17 protein-coding genes and 2 tRNA genes are annotated in these 15,665 nt (G+C 74.1%); 13 read left to right on the forward strand and 6 right to left on the reverse strand.

The genetic code is table 11. The features are described 5' to 3' along the window. Positions 1–134: 134 nt before the first annotated feature. From V2J63_RS10245 to V2J63_RS10255, 3 genes are all read left to right on the forward strand, one after another. On the forward strand, positions 135–485 hold the full coding sequence (locus V2J63_RS10245; protein ID WP_331230941.1) for a PadR family transcriptional regulator: 351 nt from the start codon (positions 135–137) through the stop codon (positions 483–485). Beyond that, a complete protein-coding gene (locus V2J63_RS10250) occupies positions 482–1,282 on the forward strand; it encodes an HAAS signaling domain-containing protein (protein ID WP_331230942.1) in 801 nt (266 codons plus the stop codon). The genes V2J63_RS10245 and V2J63_RS10250 overlap by 4 nt, the downstream gene beginning before the upstream one ends. A 92-nt stretch (positions 1,283–1,374) precedes the next feature. Then, entirely contained in the window at positions 1,375–1,536 is a 162-nt protein-coding gene (locus V2J63_RS10255) for a hypothetical protein (RefSeq protein WP_331230943.1), read from the forward strand. Between the two features lie 78 nt (positions 1,537–1,614). Here V2J63_RS10255 and V2J63_RS10260 read toward each other — a convergent pair whose 3' ends face one another. Continuing rightward, positions 1,615–2,958 carry a nicotinate phosphoribosyltransferase gene (locus V2J63_RS10260; protein WP_331230944.1) on the reverse strand — a complete coding sequence of 448 codons (1,344 nt, stop codon included), beginning with the start codon at positions 2,956–2,958 and terminating at the stop codon, positions 1,615–1,617. 45 nt (positions 2,959–3,003) lie between these two features. On the opposite strand from V2J63_RS10260, the gene clpS reads away from it, so the two are divergent. The 7 genes from clpS (at position 3,004) to rdgB (ending at position 9,998) form a co-directional block, all read left to right on the forward strand. Continuing rightward, a complete protein-coding gene (clpS, locus tag V2J63_RS10265) occupies positions 3,004–3,327 on the forward strand; it encodes an ATP-dependent Clp protease adapter ClpS (protein ID WP_331230945.1) in 324 nt (107 codons plus the stop codon). A 1-nt stretch (position 3,328) separates the two neighbouring features. Beyond that, a complete protein-coding gene (locus V2J63_RS10270) occupies positions 3,329–4,009 on the forward strand; it encodes a DUF2017 family protein (RefSeq protein WP_331230946.1) in 681 nt (226 codons plus the stop codon). An 11-nt stretch (positions 4,010–4,020) separates the two neighbouring features. Further along, positions 4,021–4,845 (forward strand): glutamate racemase, encoded by an 825-nt coding sequence (gene murI, locus V2J63_RS10275; RefSeq protein WP_331230947.1) that lies wholly within the window; start codon positions 4,021–4,023, stop codon positions 4,843–4,845. Continuing rightward, positions 4,842–5,639 carry an MBL fold metallo-hydrolase gene (locus tag V2J63_RS10280; protein ID WP_331230948.1) on the forward strand — a complete coding sequence of 266 codons (798 nt, stop codon included), beginning with the start codon at positions 4,842–4,844 and terminating at the stop codon, positions 5,637–5,639. The genes murI and V2J63_RS10280 overlap by 4 nt, the downstream gene beginning before the upstream one ends. A 58-nt stretch (positions 5,640–5,697) precedes the next feature. Then, positions 5,698–8,382 carry a phosphoenolpyruvate carboxylase gene (locus tag V2J63_RS10285; RefSeq protein ID WP_331230949.1) on the forward strand — a complete coding sequence of 895 codons (2,685 nt, stop codon included), beginning with the start codon at positions 5,698–5,700 and terminating at the stop codon, positions 8,380–8,382. A gap of 87 nt (positions 8,383–8,469) precedes the next feature. Beyond that, entirely contained in the window at positions 8,470–9,249 is a 780-nt protein-coding gene (gene rph / locus V2J63_RS10290; RefSeq protein ID WP_331230950.1) for a ribonuclease PH, read from the forward strand. Next, positions 9,246–9,998, forward strand: coding sequence for an RdgB/HAM1 family non-canonical purine NTP pyrophosphatase (gene rdgB, locus V2J63_RS10295; protein ID WP_331230951.1), 753 nt, complete (start codon positions 9,246–9,248; stop codon positions 9,996–9,998). The genes rph and rdgB overlap by 4 nt, the downstream gene beginning before the upstream one ends. A 164-nt stretch (positions 9,999–10,162) precedes the next feature. On the opposite strand, the gene V2J63_RS10300 is transcribed toward rdgB, so the two are convergent. From V2J63_RS10300 to V2J63_RS10320, 5 genes are all read right to left on the reverse strand, one after another. Beyond that, entirely contained in the window at positions 10,163–10,516 is a 354-nt protein-coding gene (locus V2J63_RS10300) for a DUF3054 domain-containing protein (RefSeq protein WP_331230952.1), read from the reverse strand. A gap of 53 nt (positions 10,517–10,569) precedes the next feature. Next, entirely contained in the window at positions 10,570–11,106 is a 537-nt protein-coding gene (locus tag V2J63_RS10305) for a DUF4916 domain-containing protein (RefSeq protein ID WP_331230953.1), read from the reverse strand. Between the two features lie 95 nt (positions 11,107–11,201). Beyond that, positions 11,202–11,283: transfer RNA gene (locus V2J63_RS10310), tRNA-Leu, on the reverse strand. Positions 11,284–11,325: 42 nt separating this feature from the next. Beyond that, positions 11,326–11,799 (reverse strand): thioredoxin-dependent thiol peroxidase, encoded by a 474-nt coding sequence (bcp, locus tag V2J63_RS10315; protein WP_331230954.1) that lies wholly within the window; start codon positions 11,797–11,799, stop codon positions 11,326–11,328. A gap of 439 nt (positions 11,800–12,238) precedes the next feature. Then, positions 12,239–12,314 (reverse strand) — tRNA-Lys (locus V2J63_RS10320). A gap of 171 nt (positions 12,315–12,485) precedes the next feature. Here V2J63_RS10320 and V2J63_RS10325 point away from each other — a divergent pair. From V2J63_RS10325 to V2J63_RS10335, 3 genes are all read left to right on the forward strand, one after another. Continuing rightward, entirely contained in the window at positions 12,486–13,397 is a 912-nt protein-coding gene (locus V2J63_RS10325) for an ATP-grasp domain-containing protein (RefSeq protein WP_331230955.1), read from the forward strand. 100 nt (positions 13,398–13,497) lie between these two features. Then, positions 13,498–14,379 (forward strand): carbohydrate deacetylase, encoded by an 882-nt coding sequence (locus V2J63_RS10330; protein ID WP_331230956.1) that lies wholly within the window; start codon positions 13,498–13,500, stop codon positions 14,377–14,379. 200 nt (positions 14,380–14,579) lie between these two features. Next, positions 14,580–15,647, forward strand: a complete 1,068-nt coding sequence (locus V2J63_RS10335; protein WP_331230957.1) for a YeeE/YedE family protein — start codon at positions 14,580–14,582, stop codon at positions 15,645–15,647. Positions 15,648–15,665 lie beyond the last annotated feature (18 nt).

Below are 15,665 nucleotides of genomic sequence, written 5' to 3' on the forward strand. Positions count from 1 at the left end.
CGGCCGCCGACATCTCTGCATGATCACGAGGGGGGTGGGGGGCGCGGGGGCGCGCGGGGCGCGGGAGCGCGCGGGGCGCGGCCGTCGGGTGAGGGGTCTTGCGGAGGCGAGGCTCGATCGCTACCTTGTGACGCATGGTACCTGATGAGGGGAGCATCCTGTCGAACCTCCGGCGGGGTGCGCTCGAGTACTGCGTGCTCGCGCTCCTGCGGGACGGGCCGCGCTACGGCCTCGACCTCGCCCGGGACCTGACGAGCGACGGCGTCCTCATGAGCGGGGAGGGCACGCTCTACCCCCTCCTCGCCCGGCTGCGGAAGTCCGGCTTCGTCGCCACGACGTGGCAGGAGTCCGTCGAGGGGCCGCCGCGGCGGTACTACGCCCTCACCGCCGACGGCGACCGCGCCCTCGGTACCTTCGCCGGCGTCTGGCGCCCCTTCCGGGACGCCGTCGACTCCACCCTCGAGCAGGAAGCAGACCGACGATGAACGCAACGCTGGGTCGCGAGCGCGTGGCCTCCTACCTCGACGACGTCGCCCGCATGCTCGCGACGCTCGAGCCCGACGACCGCGCCGAGGTGCTCGCCGGGCTCCGCGAGCACATCGAGGCGGCACTCGCCGCCCGTCCCCGGCCCTCGGGCCAGGCGGACGTCGACCGTGTGCTCACCGAGCTCGGCCCGCCCGACGCGGTCGCTGCCGCCGCGCTGCGCGACCTCGGACACCCGGCGCCGGTCGTCACCGGCCACGGCCTCCCCACCCTGGCGACGCCCGCCCCGGCGGCACACGCCCCGGTGCTCGAGCGCGACTGGGTGCCGCGTGTGGCGGCCGCGCTGCTCGTCATCGCCGTCGTCCTCGTCGTCCTCGTCGTCGTCGGGGCGGGCGGGTTGCTGACGGCGCGGACCGTGTCGGTGGGACCCGACGGGAGCGTGGACGTCCGGAGCGCGGTCGTCGACGTGAGCGGCCTCGTCGGGGCCGGGCTGGGCGCCCTCGTCCTCTCCCTGCCGTTCTGGCTCGGTGGCGCGGTGCTCCTCCTCCTGTCACCGCGGACCGGCGGCCGCGAGCGCGTCGCGGGGACCCTGCTCGTGCCGGCGTGCGCCGTCGTCCTCGTCGCCGTACCGGCCGTCGTCGCCACGACGGCGGGTGCCGGCCCGGCCCTCGCCGTCGCCTTCGTCGTCGCGCTCGGGGCCGTCGTCGCGGGCACCGTCCTCACCGTCCGGGCGGTCGCGCGAGGGACCCGGACGGGCGGTGCGCCCGCCTCCGACCGGGCTGCGGGCGGACGCCGCTGACGCTCTCGGGATGCCGGTCGGACCGACCGGTGCCATGATCAATTCAGTACAGGCCGTCACCCTCCGGCGGCTCCTCGAGAAAGGACACGTTCATGCCTCTCTGGCTGATCCTCATCATCGTCGGCGTCGTCATGCTCATCATCGGTGTCGCCGTCGAGGCCGCGCAGATCCTCATCTGGATCGGTATCGCCGTCGTCGTCATCTCGCTCATCCTCAGCGTGCTTCGCAAGGGCGGCGGCAAGACCCGCGTCTGACGCGGCGACGCGCTGCTCGCACACGCCGGCCGGACGGGCCGCACCCCCTCGGGGTGCGGCCCGTCCGCACGTCGGCACTCAGTCGATGTCGACGTGGCGGGTGGGGATCGCCGGCTCGCCCTCGCTCAGCCGCCAGCCCGCGTAGGGCAGCTCCGCCCGTGAGGCGAGGTGCCGCTCCGCCGCGGCACGCAGGGCGTCGGGTCCGCGGTGCTCGTCGGCGATGACGCCGGCCCGCACGAGGGGGACCTGCAGCGGTCGCGCGCCCGCCTCGCGGACCGCTCGCGCCGTGGCCTCGGGGTCGTCGCCGGCGACGACGAGCTCCTCGCGGGCGCGGCCGTCGTCGAGGATGCGCCCCGCCGTCTTGTACCCGCCCACGGACTTCTTCGACTTCGACGCCTTGGCGACGTCCTCCATCGTCCCGGCGCTGCTCTCCCGCGCGACGAGCTTGTAGACGAGCTCGGCCGTCGGGTGGCCGGAGCCGGTGACGAGCGCGGTGCCCACGCCGTAGGTGTCCACCGGTGCCGCGCCGAGCGCGGCGATGGCGTACTCGTCGAGGTCGGAGGTGACGACGATCTTCGTGCCCGTCGCCCCGAGCCCGTCGAGCTGCTCGCGCACGGTGAACGCCTGCGCGACGAGGTCGCCGGAGTCGATCCGTACGGCCCCGAGCTCCCCGCCCCCGGCGCGGGCGGCGGCGACGGCCCGCTCGACGCCGCGCTCGATGTCGTACGTGTCGACGAGGAGCGTCGTGGCGGGCCCGAGCGTGGCGACCTGGGCGGCGAAGGCCGCCTCCTCGTCGTCGTGGGCGAGGGTGAAGGAGTGGGCAGCCGTGCCGATCGTCGGGATCCCGTAGGAGCGGCCCGCCTCGAGGACGCTCGTCGCGGCGAAGCCACCGACGACGGCGGCGCGGGCGGCCGCGACGGCGCCGGCCTCGTGCGTGCGGCGGGCCCCCATCTCCAGGCACGGCCGGCCGTGCGCGGCGGTCGTCATCCGGGAGGCCGCCGAGGCGACGGCGCAGTCGTGGTTGAGGACGGAGAGGATGATCGTCTCGAGGAGGACGGACTCGGCGAAGGTGCCGGTCACCGTGATGACGGGGGAGCCGGGGAAGAAGCACTCGCCCTCGGCGTAACCGACGATGTCGCCCGAGAACCGGTAGCTCGCGAGGTAGTCGATCGTCTCGGGGCCGACGACGCCCGCCTCGCGGAGCCAGCCCAGCTCGGCGTCCCCGAAGCGGAAGGCCGCGACGGCGTCGAGGAGGCGTCCGGTCCCGGCGACGACGTTGTACCGGCGCCGGGTGGGCAGGCGGCGCGCGAACGCCTCGAAGACGCAGTGCCGCTGTGCCACCCCCGAGGCCAGGGACGCCTCGAGCATGGTCAGCTCGTAGCGGTCGGTCAGCAGCGCGGTGCTCGGTGCGGTCGTCGCCATGGGGGCAACCGTAGTCACCCGCGCCACCCGACTAGGCTGGGCGCCATGTCCCGCACCCCCGTGAGCAGCGTCCCGGACGTCGCCCCGGTCGAGGAGAGGGCCCGCGAGGCGGCGGGGGACGTCGTCCCGGAGCGTCCCTGGCGCACGACCGTGTGGAACGACCCGGTCAACCTCATGAGCTACGTGACGTACGTGTTCCGCACGTACTTCGGCTACCCCGAGGCCACCGCGCACCGCCTCATGCTCCAGGTCCACGAGGCGGGCCGGGCCGTCGTCTCGACCGGGTCGCGCGAGCAGATGGAGGTCGACGTGCAGGCCATGCACTCCTACGGGCTGTGGGCCACCCTCGCCCAGGGCGGGGAGGACTGACGTGCACGCCTTCGTCGTCGTGCCCGGTGGGCTCGCCTGCCAGCTCGAGCCCGCCGAGCTGCGCATCATCGCCCGCGTCGTCGCCGACACCGCCGAGCTCCTCGGCACCTCCCTCGAGGAGAGCGCCGGGGACCTGGCGGCCGCGGCGCCGCCGTCGGCCGGTGCGGGCGGCCCGTCCGGGTCGGCGCCGGCACCGGAGACCCACCTCGACGACGGGGCCGGCGAGGCCGCCGTCCTCGCCGCCCTCGACTGGGACCCCGCGGGGGAGGAGGTCCCCACCGACCCCGCGCTCGCGCGGCTCTTCCCGCCGGCGAGCACCGAGGACGAGGCGCTCGCGGGAGAGATGCGACGCCTGACCGAGGGCTCGCTGCGGGCCGAGAAGGTCGGGCGGCTCGCCCTCGTGTGGTCCGCGCTGCGCGCCAGCTCGGGCGTCGTCGTCGTGCGGGACGGGACGGAGCCGCAGTGGCTGGCGGCCCTCAACGACGTCCGGCTCGTCCTGTCGGCACGCCTGGGCATCGAGGACGAGCACGACGCGGAGGCCGTCTACGGGCGGACCGCGGCCGGTGAGCCGGAGGACGAGGCCGACGCGCTCGAGAGTGCGCTCGCCAGCCTCTACACAGCCTTGACGTGGTGGCAGGAGTCACTGCTCGACGCCATGTCTACCCGGGGGCGCGGGCACTAGGGTCAGGGACTGTGAGCGATGCACCGATCGGCATCTTCGACTCCGGCGTCGGGGGTCTGACTGTCGCGCGCGCCGTGCTCGACCAGCTCCCGAACGAGTCCGTCCTCTACATCGGGGACACCGCCAACGGACCGTACGGGCCACGGCCGATCGCGCAGGTGCGTGCCATGGCCCTCGACGTCATGGACCGGCTCGTCGCCTCGGGCGTCAAGCTCCTCGTCATCGCGTGCAACTCCGCCTCGGCAGCCGTCCTGCGCGACGCCCGCGAGCGATACACCCGTGACGCGGGCGTGCCCGTCGTCGAGGTCATCCAGCCGGCCGTGCGGCGCACGGTCGCCGCGACGCGCTCGGGCCGTGTCGGGGTCATCGGGACGCGTGCGACGATCGAGTCAGGCGCGTACCGCGACGCCTTCGCCGCCGCGCCCCAGCTCGACCTCACGATGACCGCGGCGCCCCGGTTCGTCGAGTTCGTCGAGCGCGGGGTCACGTCGGGGCCCGAGCTCCTGTCCGTCGCGGAGGAGTACCTCGCGCCGGTGCGCGACGCCGGCGTCGACACGCTCGTCCTCGGCTGCACGCACTACCCCCTCCTCACCGGCGTCATCTCCTACGTCATGGGGGAGCAGGTCACGCTCGTCTCGAGCGCGGAGGAGACGGCCAAGGACGCCTACCGCACGCTCGTCGCCCACGACCTCGAGCGAGACCCGGCCGCCGGGCCGCCCGCGCACCGCTTCCTCGCCACGGGCGACGCCGCCCAGTTCACCCGCCTCGCCCGCCGGTTCCTCGGCCCGGAGGTCGACCACGTCCGTAGCGCCGCCGAGCTGGAGCCCGTCACGTGAGGCTGACCGTCGTCGGCTGCTCGGGCTCGATGTCCGGCCCGGAGTCCCCGTCGTCGTGCTACCTCCTCCAGGCGGAGGGCCCAGCGGGGCCCGGGGGAGCGGTGCGGACGTGGAACGTCCTGCTCGACCTCGGCTCCGGGGCGCTCGGCGCCCTCATGCGCTACGTCGACCCGGCGCAGCTCGACCTCGTCGTCCTCAGCCACCTCCACGCCGACCACATGACGGACATGACGGGGCTGCAGGTCTACCGCCGCTACCACCCGGAGGGCGCGCTCGGCCCCGTCCGGGTCCTCGGGCCCGCCGAGACCCCCGCGCGGGTCCGGGCCGTCGCCGGCGACGACGAGGACGCCGACCTCTCGACGGAGTTCACCTTCGAGGCGTTCGTGCCGGGCACGGCGGTGCACGTCGGGCCCCTGCGGGTCGAGCCCGTCGCCGTCGAGCACCCGGTGCCCGCCTACGGCGTGCGGGTCACGGGGCCGAGCGAGGGCGGGCGGCGCGAGGTCGTGCTCGCCTACACCGGGGACACGGACTCCTGCCCCGGGCTCGCCGAGCTCGCCGCTGACGCCGACCTGCTGCTCTCCGAGGCGGCGTTCCAGGAGGGGCGCGACACGACACGTGGTGTTCATCTCACCGGACGCCGGGCCGGCGAGCTCGCGGCGAGCAGCGCCGTCTCCCGCCTCGTCCTCACGCACCTGCCGCCCTGGAACGATCCCGAGGTGGTCCGGGGCGAGGCGCACGAGGTCTACCACGGCCCGATCGACCTCGCCGAGCCCGGCGCCACGTGGGTCCTGTAGGCGTCTGCCCGCTGGATGCCCGGCGCATGCGGTGCCCGCACGTCGGTAACCTGCGTGCATGACTGACGCGATCGAGACCACTGACGCGGCGCGCACACGAGGGGACGCTGCCTCGTTCATGCCGGACGAGCTGCGCGCCGACGTCCGCCTCCTCGGCTCCCTCCTCGGGCAGGTGCTCACCGAGGACGCCGGGCCGGAGCTCCTCGCGGACGTCGAGCGCCTGCGCGAGCTCTCGATCGCCGCGCTCGGCGACGGCGACGGCGAGCTCCTCGCCGAGGCGGAGAGCCTCGTCGCCTCCTTCAGCCCCGAGCGCGCCGAGCAGGTCGCCCGGGCCTTCACGTGCTACTTCCACCTCGTCAACCTCGCCGAGGAGTACCACCGCGTGCGCTCGCTGCGTGCCCGGGACACCCCCGAGGGCGGGCGGCAGGGTGCCGACACCCTCGCGGGCGCCTTCACCCAGCTCGCGGAGGAGATCGGTGAGGACGAGGCCGCACGCCGCCTCGCCGAGCTCGAGTTCCACCCCGTGCTGACGGCGCACCCCACCGAGGCGCGCCGCCGCGCGATCTCCGAGACGATCCGCCGGATCTCCGACCTCGTCGCCGCGGGCGACGACCCCCGCCTGGGGGAGCGCGGGCGGCTCGAGATCCGCCGTCGTCTCCTCGCCGAGATCGACACGATGTGGCGCACCGCCCACCTGCGGCACACGAAGCCGTCGCCGCTGGACGAGGTCCACACGGCGATGAACGTCTTCGAGACGACACTGTTCGACATCCTCCCGCACGTGTACCGCCAGACCGACGACTGGCTCACCGGCGACGAGCGCGGCAAGGCCGCCCCCCGGGCGACGTCGTTCGTCCGGCTCGGGAGCTGGATCGGCGCGGACCGCGACGGCAACCCCAACGTCACCGCGGCGATCACCCGCAAGGCCGCTGCGATCGCCTCCGAGCACATCCTCGGCGCGCTCGAGCGCGAGTGCGCCCGGGTGGGCGCGGCCATGACGCTCGACGAGACGACGACGCCCCCCTCGGAGGCGCTCCTCGCCCTGTGGGGCCGTCAGCGCCAGCTCTCCGCGGACCTGACGAGCGAGATCGCGGCGCGGTCGCCCAAGGAGCCGCACCGCCAGGTCATGCTCGTCGTCGCCGCGCGCCTCGCCGCCACCCGCGACCGCGACGCCGACCTCGCCTACGCGGTGGCCGAGGACCTCCTCACCGACCTGCGGATCGTCCAGGACTCCCTGCGCTCAGGCGGTGCGCTGCGCAAGGCCCACGGGGACCTGCAGAACTTCATCTGGCAGGTCGAGTCCTTCGGGTTCCACCTCACCGAGCTCGAGGTGCGCCAGCACGCCAAGGTCCACGACCAGACCCTCGCGTGGATCGACGACCCGGCCTCGGTCCCCGAGCCGAGCGTCGACCCCGAGGAGGTCCTCGAGGTCTTCCGCTCCATCTCCGCGATCCAGAAGCGCCACGGCGTCGACGCGTGCCGGCGCTACACCGTCTCCTTCACCCAGGGCAGCGAGGACATCGCCGCCGTCTACCGCCTCGCCGAGCACGCGCTCGGTTCGGCGGGGGCGGCACCCGTGCTCGACGTCGTGCCGCTGTTCGAGACGTTCGACGACCTCCAGGCCGCGCCCCGCATCCTCGAGGAGATGCTCGCCATCGAGCAGGTGCAGGACCGGCTCGCGGCCACGGGCAACCGCATCGAGGTCATGCTCGGCTACTCCGACTCCGCCAAGGACGTCGGCCCGGTCTCGGCGACCCTCGCGCTGTACGTCGCGCAGGAGGAGATCGCCGCCTGGGCCCGCCGGCACGACATCCGGCTCACGCTCTTCCACGGTCGCGGTGGTGCGCTCGGGCGCGGCGGCGGCCCCGCCAACCGTGCGGTCCTCGCCCAGCCTCCCCACTCGGTCGACGGGCGCTTCAAGCTCACCGAGCAGGGCGAGGTCATCACCGCCCGCTACGGCAACAAGGCGATCGCCGCGCGCCACATCGACCAGGTCGCGGCGGCGACGCTGCTCGCGTCCGCCCCGTCCACGGAGAAGCACAACGCCGCCGCGGCCGAGCGTTTCGCCGACGTCGCGGCGCGGATGGACGCCGTCTCGCGGGAGAAGTTCTTCGAGCTCGTCCACGCCGACGGCTTCGCACCGTGGTTCGCCCAGGTCACCCCCCAGGAGGAGGTGGGCCTGCTCGCGCTCGGCTCCCGGCCGGCGCGGCGCGGGCTCTCGGTCGAGTCCCTCGAGGACCTGCGGGCCATCCCGTGGGTGTTCGCCTGGACCCAGGCCCGGATCAACCTCACCGGCTGGTTCGGCCTCGGCTCCGCGCTCGAGGCGGTCGGCGACATCGAGGTGCTGCGCCAGGCCTACCGCGAGTGGCCGCTGTTCAACACCCTCATCGACAACGTCGAGATGTCCCTGGCGAAGACCGACGCGCGCATCGCCCAGCGCTACCTCGACCTCGGCGACCGCGACGACCTCGCTGCGCTCGTCATGGCCGAGCTCGACGTCACCACCCGGTGGGTCCTCGAGATCACCCAGCACGGGCACCTCCTCGAGGGGCGGCGCGTGCTCGGCCGCGCCGTCCAGCTCCGCAACCCCTACGTCGACGCCCTCTCGCTCATCCAGCTCCGGGCGCTGCGCGCGCTGCGCGGGCAGGCCGCGGGCGAGGACGCCGCCAAGACGACGGAGCTCCAGCGGCTGCTGCTGCTCTCCGTCAACGGCATCGCCGCGGGCCTGCAGAACACGGGATGACCCGGCACCGCGCGGCCGTGCGGTGACGCGCCGGGCCGACTCGCCGGGGCTGCACGCGCCGCCGCCCGGCCTGGGTAGCCTGATGGGATGACGACCTCCGCGGACCACACGATCTCCCTGCGGGCCGACGGCCGGGCCCCCGACGAGCTCCGCGAGGTCCGCCTCACCCGTGGCTGGCACGACAACGCCGAGGGCAGCGTCCTCGTCGAGTTCGGCGGCACGCGCGTGCTGTGCGTCGCCTCCTTCACGCAGGGCGTGCCGCGCTGGCGCAAGGGTTCCGGGCTCGGCTGGGTGACCGCCGAGTACGCGATGCTCCCGCGCTCGACGAACACCCGCAGCGACCGCGAGTCGGTCAAGGGGCGCGTCGGCGGCCGCACGCACGAGATCTCCCGGCTCATCGGCCGCTCGCTGCGCGCCATCATCGACGTCGCCGCCCTCGGGGAGAACACGATCGTCCTCGACTGCGACGTCCTCCAGGCGGACGGCGGCACGCGCACCGCCGCCATCACGGGCGCCTACGTCGCGCTCGCCGACGCCGTCGCGTGGGGCCAGGCGCAGGGCGCCATCGCCGCCCGCAGCGCGTCCAAGCCCGTCCTCACGGACTCCGTGGCGGCCGTCAGCGTCGGGATCGTCGCGGGCCAGCCCGTCCTCGATCTGCCCTATGTCGAGGACGTCGCCGCCGAGACGGACATGAACGTCGTCGTCACCGGCTCCGGCGGGTTCGTTGAGGTGCAGGGCACCGCTGAGGGCAAGCCGTTCCAGCGCAGCGAGCTCGACGAGCTGCTCGACCTCGCCGTCATGGGGACGGCGCGCCTCACCGAGATCCAGCGCGCGGCCCTCGCGGAGCCGCTGCGCACCCGCGCATGAGCGCCGACGGCGGGTCCCGCGGCGCTTCGACCGGCGGGGCGGCACGGCACGGGGCGGCGCCCGACGCTCCCACGGCCCCCGGCGGCACCACGGCACCCGACGGCGCCACGGCCACCGGCGGCGCCAGCACCACCCGTCGCCCCCGGCTCGTCCTGGCCACGCACAACGCCCACAAGGTCGGCGAGCTGCGCGCGATCCTCGCCCCGCTCCTGCCCGCCCTCACGCCGGAGGACGTCGTCGGCGCCGGCGACTTCGGCGTCGCCGAGCCCGTCGAGGACGGCGTGACGTTCGCCGAGAACGCCCTCATCAAGGCGCGCGCGCTCGCCGCGGCCACCGGCCTGCCCGCCGTGGCCGACGACTCCGGCCTGTGCGTCGACGTCCTCGGCGGCGCGCCCGGCATCTTCTCCGCCCGCTGGGCCGGGCGGCACGGCGACGACCGCGCCAACCTCGAGCTCCTCCTCGCCCAGCTCGGCGACGTGCCCGCCCAGCACCGCGGAGCGCACTTCTTCTGCGCCGCCGCGCTCGTCACGCCCGCGGGGGAGGAGGTCGTCGAGACCGGCACCATGCCCGGGACGCTCCTGACGGCCCCGCGCGGGGCCGGCGGCTTCGGCTACGACCCGGTCCTGCGCCCCGACGGCGAGGAGCGCTCCGCCGCCGAGCTGAGCCCCGAGGAGAAGAACGCCCTCAGCCACCGCGGCAAGGCGTTCCGCGCCCTCGCCCCCAGCATCGCCGCCGTCCTGGCGGACTGACCACCCTCAGCTGCCCGCCCGCCCGATCGCTCGTCCGATCAGTGGGGAGCGTGGCTGTGCCCATAGTGCTTCAGCACTCCCCGAGAGCCCCCGCCTCCGTCGGAGGCGGCTCATGGCGAGTAAGGCGGGGCGCCGTCAGCACGCCCGGCGTCAGCGCGCCCGCGTCAGCGTGCCCCGGACCGTCGCACGAGCGCCGCGACAGCGCGCCACCCGAGCAGGAGCACGCCGAGCGCCCCGAGCCCGACGGCGAGGAACGCCGGGGCGACGCCGTCGTTGACGAACGCCCGCACGGCCATGCCGCCGCCCCATGTGACGAGCCAGACGACGACGCCGCCGGGCCAGACCCGCTCGCGGCCGCGCCGGACCACGAGGTGGGCGAGGACGAGCGCGCCGAGGAACGGCGCCACGGCGAGGAGCGGGTGCGTCGCCGCGCCGTCGCCGGCGTGGGACGCCTGGCCCACCGCGATGAAGACGGCCACGCAGACCACGTCGAGGGCGACGACGGCGCCCGGGTGCATCCCCCGGCTCGCCGCCGCTGGGGCCCGGCTGCCCGCCGCCGTCGCCGCCCGGCTCACAGGAGGCGGCCGACGTGCGCCAGCGCCTGGCGCAGGAGCACCTCGTGCCCGTCGACCATCTCCGTGAGCACGTCGGGGTCGAGCACCTCGGCGGGGGTGAGCCACGTGAGGTCGAGGGCGTCCTGCTGGGGCTGGCAGTCGCCGTCGACGGGGACGACGTAGGCGAGGGAGACGGCGTGCTGGCGCGAGTCGTGGAAGCCCTGGCCGGGGGTGGAGAAGTACTCCGCCACGGTGAACGGCTGGGGCGCGGCGGGGATGCGCGGCAGGCACAGCGGCCCGAGGTCCTTCTCGAGGTGGCGCAGCATCGCGTGGCGCACGCTCTCGTGGAGAAGCACCCGGCCCGAGACGAGGGCCCGGGAGATCCCGCCCTCGCGCGGGTTGCGCAGGAGCAGCCCGATCGCCTGGACGGTGCCGCTGGCGTCGACCCGCACGGGGACGAGGTCGACGTAGATCATCGGGACCTTGCGCCGCACGAGGTCGAGCTCGGCGGGGGAGAGCCAGGGGGTGACGTCGTCGGACGCGAGCCCGCTCATGTCCGTACCTCCGCCGTCGTCCGCTCGTGCACCACAGGCCTCCTTCGCCGTCGTCCGTCTCTCCGGCCGCCGCCGGGGCGGGGGCGGGATGGTCGTGCGCGAGGCGGGACTCGAACCCGCACGTCCGAAGACACCAGGACCTAAACCTGGCGCGGCTGCCAATTACGCCACTCGCGCTCGTCGGCGCACGGCCCGCGGGGCCGTGCCGACGCCCTGACGCTAGTCGATCCCGAGCTCGCGGCGCAGACGCGCCACGTGGCCGGTCGCCTTGACGTTGTACTGGGCGAGGGTGACGGCGCCGGCTGGGTCGACGACGACGGTCGAGCGCAGCACGCCGGTGTACGTGCGGCCGTAGTTCTTCTTCTCGCCCCAGGCGCCCCACGCCTCGAGGACCGTGTGGTCGGTGTCCGAGGCGAGCGGGAAGGGCAGCGACTCCGCCTCGGCGAAACGGGCGAGCTTGTCCACCGGGTCCGGAGAGACGCCGACGACGGCGTAGCCACGGGCCTGGAGTGCGGCGAGGCTGTCGCGGAAGTCGCACGCCTGCGTCGTGCACCCCGGCGTGGCCGCCGCCGGGTAGAAGTAGACAATGACGCCGCGCTCCGCCTCCGCGCGCAGGTCGGCGAGGCTGACGGAGCCGTCGACGGTCGGCAGGACGAAGTCGGGGGCGGTGTCCCCGACGGACAGACGGGCCACGGTGATCTCCCTCGGCAGGCGGAAACGGGTGCTCCCAGCATCCCATCCGCGCCGCGGTGCCCGCGTCGGCGCCAGCCCCGGTGCCCGCCTGCCACGGCCGAGGCGCCCGCGCCGCCCGGCTCAGGCGCGCCTGCCGGCTCAGGCACCCGCGCCGCTCGGCCGAGAGCGCACCGGGAGCCGTCGCCTTGCCGGCGCGTCAATAGCGTCGCTCGTGCATCGTTGCAGAGGTGTCCCTTCCATGGTGGCCGCCTCGTCCTGACGGCGATGAGTGCGAGTGGCAGCGGCGCACCCGGGGGGCTCGCGGAGCGCCCTGACGACAACGACGTCGATCCGCAGGAAGGGACACCATGCGTCGACCGCGCATACGCGCCGCTGCCGCCGAGGCGGCAGCTCCGGGCACAGCAACGCCCCGACCGGATGACCGGTCGGGGCGGCTGGGTGGTGCGCCATCAAGGACTCGAACCTTGAACCCGCTGATTAAGAGTCAGCTGCTCTGCCAATTGAGCTAATGGCGCTTGGAACAGTGGATGACGCTACCACCGGCGGCGGGGGCGGTGCGAGTCCGCGGCCCGTGACGCCCATCACGCACACCGGCGCGGACCCTGCCGCGCCGCGACGGCGAGCGGGCGCTGCGGACCGGTCCCGCCGGGGGCGTGCGAGCGGCCCCGTTCGGATAGGTTGGAAGGGTGCCACAGCCTCGCGTAACGCTCGCCACCTGCTCCGACGCCGGACTCGACGAAGACGAGCTCGGCCTGCCCGACGCCCTCGCCGAGCGGGGGATCGACCCGCGGGTCTCCGCATGGGACGACCCGGAGGTCAACTGGTCCGAGGCGGGCATCGTCGTCCTGCGCTCGGTCCACAACTACGCGAGCCGGCGGGATGACTTCCTCGCGTGGGCGCGGACCATCCCCAAGCTGCTCAACAACGCCGACGTCGTCGAGTGGAACACGGACAAGCACTACCTCCAGGAGCTCGCCAAGCGGGGGATGCCGACGATCGGCACCGTCTGGCTCGAGCCCGACGCGAAGCTGAGCAAGCACCAGGTGCACACCCGGTTCCCCTCGCTCGGTGACTTCGTCGTCAAGCCGGCCGTCTCCGCCGGGTCGCGCGACACGGGCCGGTACACCGCGCGCGACGCCGGGTCGCGGATGAAGGCCATCCAGCACGCGTACGCCCTGCTGAGCGAGGGCCGCTCGGTCATGGTCCAGCGCTACCTCGACTCCGTCGACGTGCGCGGGGAGACGGCGCTCATCTACATGAACGGCATCTTCTCCCACGCCGTCGAGAAGGAGGCGATGCTCCACGGGCCCTTCACGAGCGCGGACGACGCGCCCCGCGAGGTCGCGCACACGCGCGAGCCCACCACCGCCGAGCTGCGCCTCGGTGAGGACGTGCGCGCGGCGACCCACAGCTACATGAAGTCCCGCATCGGGCGGGACGCCCAGCTCCTCTTCAACCGCATCGACGTCGTCGAAGGCGACGGCGGGCATCCGACCGTCATGGAGGTCTCCCTCGTCGACGCCTCGCTCTACCTCGGCACGACGCCCGGGGCGCTCGACAACTTCGCCGACGCGATCGGGGCGCGCGCCTTCTGGTGAGCCGCGCCCGGCGGGCGGCGCGCTCACGTTGCGGGGTCGCTGTTCTTTGCCACGATCGGCTCATGACGCGCGTACAGCTGGGTGCCCGGCGGGCCGGGCGATGAGCCGCCGGCTCGTCCTCACGGCGGACGACCTGGGCCACGACCGGGAGACGAACCGCGAGATCGTCGCGCTCCTGCAGGAGGGCCGGTTGACCGCCTCGACGCTCCTCGTCGTGGGCCCGGAAGCGGCGCACGCCGCCGGGCTCGTCCTCGCGGCGAGGATGGACGACGGCGCCCCGGCTGCGGGCCGCGTTCCCGTCCCGCGCCTCCACATCGCGCTGACGAGCCCGGCGGGTGAACCGCCGTGGCGGCCCGTCGCCCCCGACGTGCGATCCCTGACGGACGACGACGGTGCCTTCCACGTCAACGCCTTCCTCCTCGGAGAGCAGGCCACAGCCGAGGAGGTCGAGCGTGAGCTCGAGGCGCAGCTCGCGTGGATGGGCGCGGCGGGGTTGCAGCCGGCCGGACTCGACTCGCACGCCGGCATCCTCTACGGCCTCCACGGTGGCCCGTTCCTCGACGTCGCGCTGGCCTTCTGCGCCAGGCACGGCCTCCCGTTCCGGATGCCGCGCTCGATCGAGCTCTACGGCGGCCTCAACCTCCCGCCGGACATGCGGGCCGAGTTCGAGGAGTACGTCGCCCGTGCGGTGGCGACCGCGGACGGCCTCGGTGTGCGCCTGCCGGCGGAGATCGGCACGAGCTGGGAGTCCGCCGGCGAGCTCGGCTCCTACGAGGCGCTGCGCGCCCACTACGTCGACCTGCTGTGCCGGCTCCCGGAGGGGACGAGCGAGATCTTCCTCCACCCCGCACCGGAGTCCGCCGTCGAGAAGCTGCACGGTCCCGACGGGATGACCCGGGCGTGGGAGCTCCGGCTCCTGCGCGACCCCGCCTTCGCCGAGGCGATCGCGGCTGAGGGGATCGAGCTCGTCTCGTCCTGGTGAGCTGGTGAGTGGCACGGGGGCGTCGTCGTCTCACCTGGCAGACGGTCGGGCACCTGTGGTCCCGGGCGGTGGACGGCGGTCGACGGCGCGCGCCGTCCGTCCCTAGCGTCCGAACCACTCGCACGTCTCACCGGTGCGCACGCCGTCCGGACCTGTCCAGGCCCGGACGGCGCGCGGCGCCCCTCACTGAAGGAAGACCCATGGTCCTCACCGGACTTGCCGTCGGCGGTGTTCTCGGCTTCGCGCTGCAACGCGGTCGCTTCTGCGTCACGGGCGCGTTCCGGGACGTGTGGATCGGGCGCCAGACCCGATGGATGACGGCGTTCCTCATCGTCATCGCCGTCCAGAGCGTCGGCCTGTTCACCCTGCAGGGCCTCGGCGTCATCGAGCTCGGTGCCGGCGAGCTGGCGCTGTGGCCGACGATCGTCGGCGGCTTCATCTTCGGCTTCGCCATCGTGCTGGCCGGCGGGTGCGCCACCGGGACGTTCTACCGCTCCGGCGAGGGCCTCATCGGCAGCTGGTTCGCTCTCCTCTTCTATGCCGGGTTCGCATCGATCATGAAGTACGGGATCTTCGGCGACCTCACCGCCGCCGCCCGTGCCCAGACCGTCCCGCTCACGACCATCCACGACAGCCTCGGCATCTCGCCGTGGTGGCTCGTCGCGGTGCTGGCCGTCGGCGTGGCGGCGCTCGCCTCGCGCCACCTCGCCGCCGAGCCGAAGCTGGCGATCGCGACGCTGCCGCCGCGCCGCACCGGGCTCGCGCACCTCCTCCTCGAGAAGCCCTGGCACGCCTTCGGGACGGCCGTACTCATCGGCGTCATCGCGACCGTCGCGTGGCCGCTCAGCGCCGCCAGCGGCCGCAACGCCGGGCTCGGCATCACGACGCCGTCGGCCAACGTCGTCAGCTTCCTCGTCACGGGTGACGTCGAGCTCGTCGACTGGGGCGTCTTCCTCGTCCTCGGCATCCTCGTCGGAGCGTTCATCGCCGCCAAGGCCAGCGGGGAGTTCCGGCTGCGGGTCCCGGACGCGACGACGGTCGTCCGCTCGATCAGCGGCGGTGCGCTCATGGGCGTCGGTGCCGCGCTCGCCGGCGGCTGCACGATCGGCAACGCGATGGTCAACACCGCCCAGTTCTCCTACCAGGGCTGGCTGTCCTTCGGCTTCATGGTGCTCGGGACCGGGGTCGCCACCCACATCTTCATCCTGCGCCACCGCTCGGGCACCGCGTCCGGCTCCCAGCCCGTCGCCTCGCTCGCCAACGCCTGACCACACTGACGAAGGAGA

Origin of the sequence: Georgenia wangjunii (assembly GCF_036421975.1) — a bacterium.
Taxonomy (GTDB): domain Bacteria; phylum Actinomycetota; class Actinomycetes; order Actinomycetales; family Actinomycetaceae; genus Georgenia_A; species Georgenia_A wangjunii.

What these genes read in the sequence shown, in the direction of transcription:
- V2J63_RS10245 (WP_331230941.1), top strand. Translation starts at nt 135, where the DNA reads ATGGTACCTGATGAGGGGAGCATCCTGTCGAACCTCCGGCGGGGTGCG.
- V2J63_RS10250 (WP_331230942.1), top strand. Translation starts at nt 482, where the DNA reads ATGAACGCAACGCTGGGTCGCGAGCGCGTGGCCTCCTACCTCGACGAC.
- V2J63_RS10255 (WP_331230943.1), top strand. Translation starts at nt 1,375, where the DNA reads ATGCCTCTCTGGCTGATCCTCATCATCGTCGGCGTCGTCATGCTCATC.
- V2J63_RS10260 (WP_331230944.1), bottom strand. Translation starts at nt 2,958, where the DNA reads ATGGCGACGACCGCACCGAGCACCGCGCTGCTGACCGACCGCTACGAG.
- clpS (WP_331230945.1), top strand. Translation starts at nt 3,004, where the DNA reads ATGTCCCGCACCCCCGTGAGCAGCGTCCCGGACGTCGCCCCGGTCGAG.
- V2J63_RS10285 (WP_331230949.1), top strand. Translation starts at nt 5,698, where the DNA reads ATGACTGACGCGATCGAGACCACTGACGCGGCGCGCACACGAGGGGAC.
- rph (WP_331230950.1), top strand. Translation starts at nt 8,470, where the DNA reads ATGACGACCTCCGCGGACCACACGATCTCCCTGCGGGCCGACGGCCGG.
- rdgB (WP_331230951.1), top strand. Translation starts at nt 9,246, where the DNA reads ATGAGCGCCGACGGCGGGTCCCGCGGCGCTTCGACCGGCGGGGCGGCA.
- V2J63_RS10300 (WP_331230952.1), bottom strand. Translation starts at nt 10,516, where the DNA reads ATGCACCCGGGCGCCGTCGTCGCCCTCGACGTGGTCTGCGTGGCCGTC.
- V2J63_RS10305 (WP_331230953.1), bottom strand. Translation starts at nt 11,106, where the DNA reads ATGAGCGGGCTCGCGTCCGACGACGTCACCCCCTGGCTCTCCCCCGCC.
- V2J63_RS10330 (WP_331230956.1), top strand. Translation starts at nt 13,498, where the DNA reads ATGAGCCGCCGGCTCGTCCTCACGGCGGACGACCTGGGCCACGACCGG.
- V2J63_RS10335 (WP_331230957.1), top strand. Translation starts at nt 14,580, where the DNA reads ATGGTCCTCACCGGACTTGCCGTCGGCGGTGTTCTCGGCTTCGCGCTG.